At 43.8% G+C, this 12034-nt stretch carries 14 protein-coding genes and 1 tRNA gene; 6 read left to right on the forward strand and 9 right to left on the reverse strand.

The window, feature by feature from the left end; all coding sequences use genetic code 11:
- Positions 1-14: 14 nt before the first annotated feature.
- From ACO1NU_RS05415 to ACO1NU_RS05430, 4 genes are all read right to left on the reverse strand, one after another.
- Entirely contained in the window at positions 15-635 is a 621-nt protein-coding gene (locus tag ACO1NU_RS05415) for a response regulator (RefSeq protein ID WP_448817442.1), read from the reverse strand.
- A gap of 22 nt (positions 636-657) precedes the next feature.
- Positions 658-2712: a tetratricopeptide repeat-containing sensor histidine kinase gene (locus tag ACO1NU_RS05420; protein ID WP_448817443.1), complete on the reverse strand. Its 2055-nt coding sequence runs from the start codon at positions 2710-2712 to the stop codon at positions 658-660.
- Positions 2713-2824: 112 nt separating this feature from the next.
- The gene (locus ACO1NU_RS05425) at positions 2825-3442 is read right to left on the reverse strand and encodes a hypothetical protein (protein ID WP_448817444.1); all 618 of its coding nucleotides are present in this window, start codon (positions 3440-3442) and stop codon (positions 2825-2827) included.
- Between the two features lie 17 nt (positions 3443-3459).
- Positions 3460-4437, reverse strand: a complete 978-nt coding sequence (locus ACO1NU_RS05430; protein ID WP_448817445.1) for a TolB family protein — start codon at positions 4435-4437, stop codon at positions 3460-3462.
- A 412-nt stretch (positions 4438-4849) separates the two neighbouring features.
- On the opposite strand from ACO1NU_RS05430, the gene ACO1NU_RS05435 reads away from it, so the two are divergent.
- Positions 4850-5221, forward strand: coding sequence for an immunoglobulin-like domain-containing protein (locus tag ACO1NU_RS05435; protein ID WP_448817446.1), 372 nt, complete (start codon positions 4850-4852; stop codon positions 5219-5221).
- 173 nt (positions 5222-5394) lie between these two features.
- Here ACO1NU_RS05435 and ACO1NU_RS05440 read toward each other — a convergent pair whose 3' ends face one another.
- The 4 genes from ACO1NU_RS05440 to ACO1NU_RS05455 form a co-directional block, all read right to left on the reverse strand.
- Positions 5395-5856: a DoxX family protein gene (locus tag ACO1NU_RS05440; protein WP_448817447.1), complete on the reverse strand. Its 462-nt coding sequence runs from the start codon at positions 5854-5856 to the stop codon at positions 5395-5397.
- A gap of 53 nt (positions 5857-5909) precedes the next feature.
- On the reverse strand, positions 5910-6476 hold the full coding sequence (locus ACO1NU_RS05445; RefSeq protein ID WP_448817448.1) for a Crp/Fnr family transcriptional regulator: 567 nt from the start codon (positions 6474-6476) through the stop codon (positions 5910-5912).
- Positions 6477-6753: 277 nt separating this feature from the next.
- Positions 6754-6826 (reverse strand) — tRNA-Lys (locus ACO1NU_RS05450).
- Between the two features lie 61 nt (positions 6827-6887).
- Positions 6888-8510 carry an ABC-F family ATP-binding cassette domain-containing protein gene (locus tag ACO1NU_RS05455; RefSeq protein ID WP_448817449.1) on the reverse strand — a complete coding sequence of 541 codons (1623 nt, stop codon included), beginning with the start codon at positions 8508-8510 and terminating at the stop codon, positions 6888-6890.
- Between the two features lie 79 nt (positions 8511-8589).
- On the opposite strand from ACO1NU_RS05455, the gene ACO1NU_RS05460 reads away from it, so the two are divergent.
- Genes ACO1NU_RS05460 through ACO1NU_RS05470 form a run of 3 tightly spaced genes read left to right on the forward strand, consistent with a single transcriptional unit; the run spans position 8590 to position 9960 of the window.
- Positions 8590-9135: a hypothetical protein gene (locus ACO1NU_RS05460; protein ID WP_448817450.1), complete on the forward strand. Its 546-nt coding sequence runs from the start codon at positions 8590-8592 to the stop codon at positions 9133-9135.
- A 26-nt stretch (positions 9136-9161) separates the two neighbouring features.
- On the forward strand, positions 9162-9566 hold the full coding sequence (locus ACO1NU_RS05465; protein WP_448817451.1) for a DUF2721 domain-containing protein: 405 nt from the start codon (positions 9162-9164) through the stop codon (positions 9564-9566).
- 1 nt (position 9567) lies between these two features.
- The gene (locus ACO1NU_RS05470; protein ID WP_448817452.1) at positions 9568-9960 is read left to right on the forward strand and encodes a DUF2721 domain-containing protein; all 393 of its coding nucleotides are present in this window, start codon (positions 9568-9570) and stop codon (positions 9958-9960) included.
- Here the strand turns inward: ACO1NU_RS05470 and ACO1NU_RS05475 are convergent.
- A complete protein-coding gene (locus tag ACO1NU_RS05475) occupies positions 9938-10759 on the reverse strand; it encodes an ATP-binding protein (protein WP_448817453.1) in 822 nt (273 codons plus the stop codon). The two genes, ACO1NU_RS05470 and ACO1NU_RS05475, sit on opposite strands and share 23 nt — an antisense overlap.
- A 356-nt stretch (positions 10760-11115) precedes the next feature.
- Here ACO1NU_RS05475 and ACO1NU_RS05480 point away from each other — a divergent pair, with 356 nt between their 5' ends.
- Together ACO1NU_RS05480 and ccsA are read left to right on the forward strand one after the other, a co-directional pair.
- The gene (locus ACO1NU_RS05480; protein WP_448817454.1) at positions 11116-11394 is read left to right on the forward strand and encodes a hypothetical protein; all 279 of its coding nucleotides are present in this window, start codon (positions 11116-11118) and stop codon (positions 11392-11394) included.
- Between the two features lie 110 nt (positions 11395-11504).
- A partial coding sequence (gene ccsA / locus ACO1NU_RS05485; RefSeq protein WP_448817455.1) for a cytochrome c biogenesis protein CcsA occupies positions 11505-12034 on the forward strand: 530 nt, incomplete at its 3' end.

Below are 12034 nucleotides of genomic sequence, written 5' to 3' on the forward strand. Positions count from 1 at the left end.
TAGAACCATAATTCTCAAATAAATTTCATCTCTGTAGCTCTATGTATCAAGGAGGCAGAATTACCAACTTTGAATTTTTGCAATAGATTTCTTCGGTGACTCTCTACCGTGAGCGGGCTTATGAACATCTGTTCGGCAATCTGGGGGCTAGTCATCCCTGTTGACATCAATCGGAGCACTTCGTGTTCTCTCTGCGTGATTTTGGGAACAGCACTCTCCGGTTGTTCCATGACGGGCTCTATCTCCATACTCAGAACCCTATTGCCTTTAATTACCGCATGGACCGCATCTATAAGCTCGCTGGAGGAAACGTTTTTTAGCAGGTATCCAGAAGCACCGGCATCCAGCATACGCTGGACAATACTGCTTTCACTGATGTTGCTTATGGCGATAATCTGTGTCTCGGGATGCAACCTTTTAATGGCAAGCGTGGCATCGATACCGTTCATACCCGGCATGTTGATATCAGCTAAGACGACATCTACCTTGTTGGTGTCCAAAAATATCAGAGTGTCTTCTGCATTGGTAAATGTATCTAGCAGTTTGATCTCCGGATGATTATTGAAGATAAACTCGAATCCGTTCAGTACCAATGGGTGGTCATCTATTATGATTACCGAAATCATTTTATCCATGTGTTTTTCTCTTTTTGACAAATCAGGGGCGCGTTGCGTCAGGGTATTCATCTGCAGGAATTTGAACGTGAAAAGACGAGCCTTTTCCGGGAATCGCATCTATTTCCAGATGGCCGTTCAACAGGGCGATACGGTTGCGGATATTTGAGAGTCCCATGCCTTTAAGGTTTATATTTTCGCTACTCGAGTTAAATCCCTTTCCATTATCCTCTACCGAGACATACAAGATATCGTTCTCTTCCGAACACTGAACCCATACTTGATGTGCTCCGCTATGTTTCAATGCGTTTGTCAACAATTCCTGTACAATACGATACACCGAAATCAGAAAGGGCTGGGAATAATTTCTCCTTAGCTTTGCTGACTGAAAATCAACGGATATATTTGGTTGAGTCATACTTTTACACAAATCTTTCAGGGCGTCTTCAAGACCTCTATACAACAGTGAATCAGGCATGAGATTACGGGAGACCCGTCGCAATTCGTTTACAGATTGGTCAAGCTGACGAATAATAGAACGCAAGTCCGAATGGGCTACAACAACATCAACGTTCTGTTTGTCAATCGAGTCGGTTACGGCAGAAAGCTTCATCTTAACGTTAGCAAGCATACCGCCCAAGCCATCATGCAGATCTCTTGCCAGGCGGCTCCGCTCTTTCTCTTCGCCCTGAAGCATGGCATTGTACATTTTTATCTTTGATTCCTGCCGATGATTTTTAAGCTCTTCCTGCAGCAGCAACTCTTTTTGTTCCAGTAATCTCTTTTTATTTTTTTGGGTCCTATGCCATGTAACACCCAACACAACGAAAAACATACAAAGCGAAGCAGATAGGATGGCAATGTTTCGGTTTCTTTGCAGGGCTAGAGATTGTTCCTGATGCCGGGATTTTATTTGCAACAGCTCTTTTTCTTTTTCAGTAGTTCGGTATCTCTGTTCCAGTTCCAGTATCTGCGCCCTGTTTTTGTTTACCAAAAGGCTGTCGGTGGCAACTTTATACGCCTCGTACCATTTGACTGCTTCCTGATATTGATTCAATGCAACGGTCGTTGTCGCCAAATGGTAATAGACCATCTGTTTGTTTGCCAGAGAAGTTGTTTTTTCTATAAAGGGGAGTACCTCTAGCAGTTTCCCTTTTGCTTCCCTGTATTGCTTGTTCTGATGGTATGCCTCGAACTGATCATACAAAAGAGTTGCAATAAGTTCATCATTCTTCAGATTCTTTGCCTTAAGAAGCCCCTGAGAAAGATGCGCATGGGCTTTCTTAAGATTTCTAGTGGTGGCATAATAACTTCCCGCTACTGTATGGTACATAGGTACATAGATCGAGTTGGGTATCAAACCGGCTATTGAAGCGGCCGTGTCGAGCATCAACCTGGATTGATTGTGGCGCTTTGCGAGAAGGGCATTTCGTGCGGCATTGACGTAAAGTGTCAGTCTTTCTTCCGACGCATTTTCTTTTTTCCGGAGCAAGGCCAACGCCTTACGGTAATAGTGATCTGCTTTCCCGTATTCCTGCTGGTTCATCAGGTTCATGGCCAGGTTCTGGTAATTATTTCCAAGAAGTGTCACATCCCCCGTTTGTTCAGCCAGGGGAATTACCCTGTCCAATAGGATCTGCACATACTCATTGGCTTTATCTTCCCGTTGCAAAAGTGCTCCATAGCTTCCCCAAAGACGCGCACGGTAACGAATGGCTTTTTTCTTATGGTTTGATCCAGTCTTTTTGAGCAGTGCTTCCGCTTGCATATATAAACCTTTTGCCTTGTTGGGGTTTTCGTCGAAATATACAGAGGCGGTATAAAAAGCCATCAAACCGCTATAATAGTCTGTCCGTATCTTTGTTCCTAACAGATTTTTAGCTTCAGAGATATAATGCAGCGCTTTGGTTGCATCATAATCAGACCAGAAGAAACTCAGATCAAGTAGGGATACCGCTTTTTCTTCCCTGTCTGCAACTTGTTGGATACGGCGGTACAGACTATCGCTGTAATGCATTAGTTGCTCATCCGACTGGCAATATGCGGGAGTTGCGGTACTTAAAATACACAGAATAAATAAACAAACTACTTTTGTCACCTGCAATGTTCGTTAACTTCAATATGGAACTTTTGCGTAAAATACACATATTAACAGTTTAGCCAAACCTATAACGATACCAAAGGCGATCGGATGGGACATGCGTAACGGTTTAGAGGCAAACAGGAACACGCATCAGATCCGTTCCTCCGGAATATATATTGAATACCGATCGCATCTGCCAGTCCAGTTTACATCCTGCCGGATTAGTTGAAGATTGGTCAGCGAACCTCGAGAGGTCGAGGTGAGTCACCAGTATAGAAGACGCCGGAATATTTCCATCCTTTACAAGATACTTTATCCTCACATCGAATATGGCATAGCCATTCCCAAGATTTCCGTCCCAGGAAAGCTCTTTTTTACCATCCGAAAAGCTACCGGTCATTGTTCCGTTTCCACCAATGCTGAACTTCCCATTTGGAAAGGTGGCGCTCCACGATGTTTGATCTTGTTTCCCCGGGATACCCAGGGTAAAACCATCGTCTTCCGGAAATTCAGCCAAGATTGCCAGCGTGAGGCTGTCCCCCTTGATTTTGTCTGCGCTTAGCGTGGCCTTGCCAACCAGGGACGGTAAGGGATCATGACCATTGACGTACAACTTGGAAGTAGCCGGGCCCATGTAAGCTTCTCCTCTTATCTGCGAAATGAAATCGTCTCTTCGCTCAGACTCCTTGTTTTCTTTCCTACATCCAAGGAATAGGATAGATAGCGCTGTAATTACTTTTTTCATATTCATGTCCGTTTAGATTAGCGCCATATCATTTGTCCGCTACCCGTCTCAATCTTGTCCTTTCCTTTCCAAATAACAGGAATCACCCCGGGTGAATTCTGTGCGTCAGGATTAGTCGTGTACTGCTGTCCGTCATTAGGTATGATGTTCAATTGCCACAGTCGGCCAAAGCCTTCACCGCTATGTCGATAGTAGCTGCCAACGAGCAGATACTTGCCATCAGGAGAAAACGCGGGTTCGGATTCTGTGAAATTGCTGGTCGTAACCTGTTTCAAATTAGACCCGTCGATATCCATGGTATGAACGTGGTTGGCGATACGCAAGGCCAGCTGGGTGCCTGTTTGATTTACTGCAAGCTCTCCCCAATCCTGAAACTTCATTTCCTTCACCAAGGTTCCGGAATTATACGGAGGAGCAACGCGAACGATATAGTCTCCATGCGTCATAAGAAAGTGGTTATTCGGCAACCAAAGTGCGCTCACATGAAGATCAATGGGCTCCCCGTTAATATTTACGATGCGGGCAACAAACTCTCCATTCCTTTTCAATACTGTAATACCGTCCTCCTTTTCGTAAGAGGTGACCAGGATTAAACTATTGTCAGGCGACAGATAGCCTTTACAGGATGCACTGAGCCCGGGTCCATTGTAAGTGAACTCCTCGGCGACAGCTCCGGTATGGATATCGCTGATGGTGAACCGGATATCGTATTGACCAACACTGCTTGCGTTGACGACGGTCAGCTTCCATTTTCCGTCCCTTGATATGTCAAAATTATTCAGTTTGCTTTCGTTAGGGAGGAAAGATCCCCCAGTCCCGTCAGGCAAACTGATTTTGAGTGTTCCTTCGGTAGCCCAATCATAATAAATTGTACCTTTCAAGGCCGTCGGGTAAATAGCGTCTTTTCTGTTTTCTTCTGCGCCATCTTTAGAACAGGACGAAATGGATAGCATCGTGACTAAACAGATAACCAGAGAACAATTGATTCTTACCATAATCAGAGAGATTAAAATTCTATGTAAAGTTATCTCTGACTTTTATAGTAGACAATCCACGAAAACCAGTATTTTTTGGGGAATCTATAAGACAGTAGCTGTGGCATGGCTGCTGGTAGGTTGCTTTTAGGACGGCTATAACAATTGTGGATTTACTATCCGCGTTGCTGCCTGCAGTCGATCAGTTTTAGCGATAGCATACCGTTTAGTTTGCAACTGGAGTTTATAACGAACTCGTTGTAAATTACATTTTTGAGAGCCTTCAGGATATTATGCAGGTACTTTTTGTAGTTTTATTATTCAGCCTATAATTATGAAAAAAATATCCATTTTAATACTAGCAGGTGCAATTTTGTTTCTGTCTTGTAAGCAGAAAAACACAACTAGTGCTGAAGGTAGCCTAAAAACTAGTATGTCTGCCGATACCATCACGACTACAGTATCCCTTAAATGCGAGCCTGATGCTTTTCATCTGTCTTCTCTTCCTGATACACTTCGCATCGTAATGATCAATAATACAAATGATACGATCACGACGGGAATGCATTTTGAGATCGAGCACCTTGAAAATAAGCGGTGGGTTAAAGTTTCACCCGATCAGGCTTTTCAAGACATCGTTTTTGCAATTTACCCGAACGAGTCGAAGAGCTTTACGCCAAGCCTTTTGAAAGATCAGATCAGGTATAAAGCAGGCGTTTACCGAATGGTTAAATTTTACCTGAAACCGGACTTTAAGAATACCCGAAAGCAGATGTTCGCTTATGGGGAATTTCGCATAGAATAGAACAATGGATATGCCGGTTCCTGATCATATCACCCCGACAGCAAAGAGTGGATATTTGCCTTTGCTATAGTTTATGGAAAAAGCAATCACAGAGGCTGAGAAACTGAATTTGCCAGAGAGCGGGTCTAGCACCTTCAGCGGGAGATCAGATGTCGACATTCAGACCCGCCACATCAAATCTCATAATTTCGTATTGACGATATATACGTCCAAACTACGAAGAGGATCTGCAGTGGTATCCTGAACCACAAATAGATTAGCCCTGGACCGTCAAGGCTTCCCTTCTGATAGTTAACATGGTTTACTGCGGCGTAGATATTTGATGGAAGTATTAGTATGAAAAATAGAATGAGCAGCCACGCTGTTGTTCTCCGGAAATTTGGAATAAGAAGTCCAATAGCCGCAACCACTTCAGTAATACCAGTGAGATAAACGACTTCAGTTTTATAGGAAATAAATGGCGGTAACATCATCGTCATGCCTTCTGAAAATAGAAAATGCCCCATTGCCGTAAAGACTAACATCCCAGACATAGCTATTCTGCCCGACAAAGGAAATTCATAATGGCCACGAAATATTCTTGTAAATAATAGGGCAAGTCCAAATACACCAAAAAGGATTAGTAAGGGTTTCATCTGCTTTTTCAGCAAAGGTCCTAATATTAAAAAATGGATACAATGAACCCAGGTTAAGAAATACGTGCCCGTATTCTGCTCAGTGCCTGCGGGGTTATACCGATGTACGATGCAATATACTTCAGAGGAATTAGTTTTATTAAATGCGGTTGTTCCTTGAACAAGCTCAAATAGCGTTGTTCTGCTGTTTCATTCAGAAGTGAAAGTTCTCTTTTGGTTTTCTTGAGGAACAGATCTTCACTTGCTTGTCTTCCTATAGTGTTTCCAATGGTCGTTTTGGCATAAATGCTTTGCAGGTCGTCATACGTCAGGCGCCAAAGTATTGTTTTCGTGAGTGCTTCTATATTGTAAGTTGAAGGTTGTTGAGTTAAAAACGAATCATAACCACTGACGAAGGTATGGTCGAACGCAAAAGAGAATGTCAAGTCGTTGCCGTCTTTTGGCATGTAGAAGCGTACCATACCCGTTTCGATGAATGATAGATAGCCTTCCGTCTCACCTGCTCTTAATAGAAGTTGATTTCTAGGAAACTCTTGCCTTATGAGTTTTGAAGAGAAAAACCGCCAGTCTCCGTCGGATAGCGTCACGGTATTTTCAAAATGTTGCCTGATTTTCTCCATGTCATTCGTGAAGGTTGTGCGTATTGATGAGCCACTTCCAAATTACTCATTGATTGCCCTTCAGGAAAATTCGCCGAACTTGACGTGTTTTGCAAAGTTTTATTGGTATATCGCAACTATGAGTAATTCTATCTAAACCTGAAAACGCTATTAAATTAAACAAAAACTATGTAAATCGTGACGAAACGCCGGTTGCCTATTCCATCAAAATAGCCTCAAACAGCTGCCTCTGAAAACCAAAAAAGCCCTTCTTGATATCAAGAAGGGCTTTTTAAAGTGACCTGGGAGAGGCTCGAACTCTCGACCCACTGATTAAGAGTCAGTTGCTCTACCAACTGAGCTACCAAGTCGTTTTGTGGTTGCAAAGAAACGATTTTTCGGCATCTTTTGCAACCACAATTTGTATTTTATTTAGGAATACATCTCTTCGCGTTGTTGCTTAACAACGTCGCTGCTGATGTACTCATCGTAACTCATTAGTTTATCGATAATTCCCTTAGGCGTGATCTCGATAATGCGGTTTGCAACCGTGTTTGTTAACTCGTGGTCACGGGAGGTAAAGAGGATCGTTCCTTTGAAATCTTTCATGCCGTTGTTGAGGGCCGTGATGGATTCGAGGTCCAGGTGGTTGGTTGGTTCGTCAAACATCAAAACGTTTGCCTGCTGAAGCATCATCTTGGAGAACATACAACGCATCTTCTCACCTCCGGATAAAACGTTGGATTTCTTCAATACCTCTTCTCCGGAGAAAAGCATCCTGCCGAGGAAACCACGAATGAACTGCTCGTCCTTATCACCTTCAGAGTACTCTCTCAACCAGTCCACCAGGTTAAGGTCTTTGCCTTCGAAGTAGGCCGAGCTGTCGTTTGGAATGTCTGCCACGTTAATGGTAACGCCCCATTTGAATTCGCCTGTATAGTCGGTATCACGACCAGCCAGTACATTATAGAATGCTGTGGTGGCTAAACTGTTGTTGGACAATACCGCAATTTTGTCGCCTTTGTTAACCAGCAGGTCAATGCCCGAGAACAAGGTTTCGCCTCCGGAGACTTTCTTTAGCTTATCGATCTGAAGGATCTGATCACCGGCCTCTCTGGACATGTTGTTGAACATGATTCCAGGGTATTTACGGTTGGACGGTTGAATTTCATCCAGGTTGATCTTATCAAGAGCCTTTTTACGGCTGGTTGCCTGCTTAGACTTGGAAGCGTTGGCGCTGAAGCGGCGGATGAAGTCCTGAAGCTCTTTTACCTTGTCTTCCATCTTTTTGTTCTGGTCTGCACGCTGGCGCAGGGCTAGCTGGCTGGACTCATACCAGAAGGTGTAGTTACCAGAGTAGATGCTCATCTTGCTGAAGTCGATATCAACGATGTGGGTACACACAGTATCGAGGAAGTGACGGTCATGGGATACTACGAGGACTATATTCTCATATCCGGCAAGGAAATCTTCCAGCCATGCGATCGTTTCGATGTCAAGGTCGTTGGTAGGCTCATCGAGCAACAGGATGTCCGGATTTCCGAATAGGGCCTGAGCAAGCAGGACACGGACCTTCTGGTTTCCATCGAGTTCTTTCAGGAGTTTGAAGTGATGCTCTTCTTTGATACCTAGGTTGCTGAGGAGGGTGGCAGCATTATTTTCTGCATTCCATCCGTCCATCTCTGCAAATATGTTTTCGAGTTCCCCGGCGCGCTCGCCGTCTTTGTCGGTAAAGTCTTCTTTGGCATACAGGGCATCTTTTTCTTTCATGATGCTGTAAAGCTCTTTGTGACCCATGAGAACGGTCTCAATTACAGGAATTTCATCAAATGCGTAGTGGTCCTGGGTCAATACAGCCATGCGTTCACCCGGAGTAAAGCTTACCTGACCGCTTGTTGGATCAACGTCACCTGAAAGGATTTTCATGAATGTAGATTTACCTGCTCCATTTGCACCGATAATGCCATAGCAGTTACCGTGTGTAAATTTCAGGTTAACATCTTCAAAGAGTGTGCGTTTACCGAAGCGTAAAGATAGATTGGATACTGTAATCATGCGTAAGAAAAATGAAGTGCAAAGGTAGACAATATGTACAGGATATACCAGATGGCCAAAAAAGTTTTATTTTAGGGTGATGATGACGACCCTGGAACTTGAACTCTCGAAGAGACAAGGCAGCTCCCGTGCTGCCAGCCTTGCCTCTTTATGTATCCGCGGTAAGTTTAGTGTAAAGGAGCTGATCGATCTTTGTTTTCATCATGATGCCGTGCTGGCTTTCCATGCGGCCTGGGTTGCAGAACATGTTTTCCTGTCGGGTAAGGTGGCACAGGCTGACTGGGAGTATTTCTTCAGCCGTTATACAAGCCAGGAAAATAAAAGCTGCCAGCGGCACTTCACGAAAATAGGAATCTACTTTTTTACGAAGCTTTATCCGGATTTTCCGGTGGATGTGCAGCCGGTACTGGAGAAAACGTTGGAATGGCTGGCGGATGAGGAAACACCTGTCGCGGTAAAAGCCAACTGCATTGATATTCTTTATGAGTTGAGAGGAGAGGAGGACTGGTTAAAGGAGGAGTTGATGTTCCAGATTGAATTTATCCTGAGAAACAGTAATTCGGCAGCGCTTCAGTCGCGTGCTAAAAAGTTTTTCGCAAAACTCAGCAAAGAGCGGAAGCTTTAAGTAATTTTGCTGCACAAATTGAATACATGGAACTGACTCTCGGTACTCCCGCAATGCTTTTTCCGGCGATTGCGCTATTACTTTTGGCTTATACGAACCGTTTTCTAGCTCTGGCAAACCTGATCAGAAACTTAAAGAGTCAGTATGTAGAAAATCAGAATCCAAACTTGCTGGGGCAGATACAAAATATCCGGAAACGGATCATACAGGTGAGGAATATGCAGGCTTGTGGGATTATGGGTTTTTTGCTGTGTGTAATATCGATGTGGCTGCTGTATAATTCGCAGAACATCCTTGCAGGCTACGCTTTTGGTGTAAGTCTTCTTTTATTAATGATATCACTGTTGATTTCGTTCAGGGAGACGCAGATTTCTGTTGAGGCGCTTGAGATTGAACTGAGCGATTTGGAAGAACTCGTTAAGAAGAAGTAAGATGACGCTTTCCATTACCACACCGATCCTTTTGTTTCCGGCGATATCGCTGATCCTGCTGGCCTATACGGAGAAGTTTGCTCATCTGGCCAGGCTTACGCGGAACTTAAATAAACAGTATGCCGAGAATGAAGCTGCTGAGCTTTTGGTCCAAATCAGGAACTTGCGGAAGCGTATTCACTTTATAAAGAATATGCAGGTTTTTGGTACGGCGAGTTTCTGCCTCTGCATCGTCAGCATCTTTATGCTCTTCAACAGCTGGATGTTAGCAGGGCAGATTTCCTTCTGGTTAAGCAGCGTTGCTATGATGGTTGCACTCTACTTATCACTGAAGGAAATCTGGTTATCTACCGACGCACTGAATGTGGTGGTTAATGAAGTTTATAAGCGATAACGCTTTTCTTGAAGAAGGTTGGCAGGTACACAATCTTCTTTTTTTGGTCATAGTGGATGTCTGCGGTGTTCATCACTCCCCGTGTGTCCATTAGTTTGTTGAACTTTCCGTTTGAGTGGACGCTGTAAACTAAACCGTTCCAGCACGTTATAAGGAATTCATCCTTATTGATCAGTTGCAGACCGTCGACTGAACTTTCGAATCCTTCTGCTATTTTAGTGAGCTTCTTATTCGCATCTGCTTTCCAGAGAACAGGTCCTGCTCCGATATATAAGTCGGTGCCGACTGCTTTGAGCCCATTGCTACCCTTCAGGCTCGTGATATAGGGCGTTGCTACATTGTTTTTGATACTGAAGATGATCCCGTTTTTCGAATCCGATACATAAACGGTGTTTTTGGAGTCGACAGTTACGTCATTCAATCCTTCTGCTTCCGGGATTTTAATTTTCAGGTCGATCTTTCCGCTGGGGATATCAATAACGACTACTTCGGTCAGGTCGGCTACATAGAGCTTGTTTTGCATCACGGCGATCCCTTTGGGAGCATTAAGTCCACCCACCCACATCGGGTTGATGATTTTTCCGTCGGTAGTGATTCGGGCAATACCGCCCTTGCCATCGACGTCGAAGGGAGTGCCGTCTATCAATGATACAAACATCTGCCTGCCATCGCCAACCGGGGTTACGGATTCGGGTACCGCCAGTGAATCTGTTTCCCAGATCTTGCTGAGCTGGTAGGTTTTTTGCGCATAGAGATTGCCTGAGCAGCTAAGCGCCAGGAGAATGAAGAGCTTTTTCATCAGAATTTGATTTAATGGTGATCCCCTATATGCAACACATAGACGATCCCGGGAATAAAGCTATGAACAATCTCAGAAACGAGAAATTCGTGTACGTTTTTGTTACAAGTATCGTACGCTCCAACATACACTTCTGTTTGTGCCGCTGTACTGAAACACGCACAGTAGAGAAATAGTAATATGCAATTTTGCAAAAAAGAACGGTCTTTGTTTTCGGATTTGCATGAATACTTGTATATTGCTTTAGGAATATCATAAAATTGGCTGTTTGGCTTGTAAATTGTTAATTTAATGATCCACGGCAGTAAAGCTGCCAACAGATCTCAATCTACATCAACTTAATTGGAGGGTAAAAAATGAAGTTAAAAGAATTGTTATTGAACCGTTTTAGTTTTAGAGAAATTCTGAGAAGCTTTTCTATTGATCAATCTGATTTTACAATTCAGGACGAAGAGCTTATTCTTTCAGAAAAGAACCTGTCCAAAAAAGAAACAATTAAAGAGCGTGTTTTAATCCAGGGAAAGGGTCCTTCGGGAATAGTAAGCTTTTTCGGCACGTTACATTTTAATTTGTTAGAAGGACTGGCTGTGTTCGAACTCGATTCTGTAGAACAGAATCAAGCCCGCGTGGCATAAAAGCTATTTCATACCTATAGAAGCCCGTGCGAGGAATTGCACGGGCTTTTTTGTTTTATTTTTGAAGCACGCGGTACTTTTATACCTTTGATGCTTTAAACGCGTCATATATGAAAGAAAACTGGTGGAAAATACTTGCCTCAGTTCTTGTGCTGTACTCTGTGGTGGCTGGCTTTCTGGGTGAAGTTCCTCATTTGCCCATCCTGCATGAAACGATCCGGAATCTTTACTTTCACGTCCCTATGTGGTTTTCCATGGTGATCCTGTATTTGATCTCAGTGATCTACAGCGTTAAATATCTATCCTCTGGAGATGAAAATCACGACCTGAAGGCTGTTGAGTTTGTGAATACAGGTGTGGTGTTTGGCTTTCTAGGCCTGGTAACCGGAATGATCTGGGGGAATTTTACCTGGGGATCTCCCTGGCCGAATGACCCGAAGATGAACAGTTCGGCCATCTCGACCTTGATGTACCTGGCTTACCTGGTGCTGCGCAACTCGCTTGAGGAAGAACAGAAACGTGCCAAGATTTCTGCTGTGTACAACATTTTTGCGTTCCCGGTAATGATCGTTCTGCTCTTCATCCTTCCGAGGATGACAGATTCCCTGCACCCCGGAAACGGTGGGAACCCTGGCTTCAG

The organism is Arcticibacter sp. (genome assembly GCF_053551015.1).

Coding starts and splice junctions, on each gene's coding strand:
- ACO1NU_RS05455 (WP_448817449.1), bottom strand. CDS start 8,510: ATGATTACAGTATCCAATCTATCTTTACGCTTCGGTAAACGCACACTC.
- ACO1NU_RS05465 (WP_448817451.1), top strand. CDS start 9,162: ATGGAACTGACTCTCGGTACTCCCGCAATGCTTTTTCCGGCGATTGCG.
- ACO1NU_RS05430 (WP_448817445.1), bottom strand. CDS start 4,437: ATGGTAAGAATCAATTGTTCTCTGGTTATCTGTTTAGTCACGATGCTA.
- ACO1NU_RS05445 (WP_448817448.1), bottom strand. CDS start 6,476: ATGGAGAAAATCAGGCAACATTTTGAAAATACCGTGACGCTATCCGAC.
- ACO1NU_RS05460 (WP_448817450.1), top strand. CDS start 8,590: ATGATGACGACCCTGGAACTTGAACTCTCGAAGAGACAAGGCAGCTCC.
- ACO1NU_RS05440 (WP_448817447.1), bottom strand. CDS start 5,856: ATGAAACCCTTACTAATCCTTTTTGGTGTATTTGGACTTGCCCTATTA.
- ACO1NU_RS05435 (WP_448817446.1), top strand. CDS start 4,850: ATGTCTGCCGATACCATCACGACTACAGTATCCCTTAAATGCGAGCCT.
- ACO1NU_RS05480 (WP_448817454.1), top strand. CDS start 11,116: ATGAAGTTAAAAGAATTGTTATTGAACCGTTTTAGTTTTAGAGAAATT.
- ACO1NU_RS05425 (WP_448817444.1), bottom strand. CDS start 3,442: ATGAAAAAAGTAATTACAGCGCTATCTATCCTATTCCTTGGATGTAGG.
- ACO1NU_RS05415 (WP_448817442.1), bottom strand. CDS start 635: ATGGATAAAATGATTTCGGTAATCATAATAGATGACCACCCATTGGTA.
- ACO1NU_RS05470 (WP_448817452.1), top strand. CDS start 9,568: ATGACGCTTTCCATTACCACACCGATCCTTTTGTTTCCGGCGATATCG.
- ACO1NU_RS05475 (WP_448817453.1), bottom strand. CDS start 10,759: ATGAAAAAGCTCTTCATTCTCCTGGCGCTTAGCTGCTCAGGCAATCTC.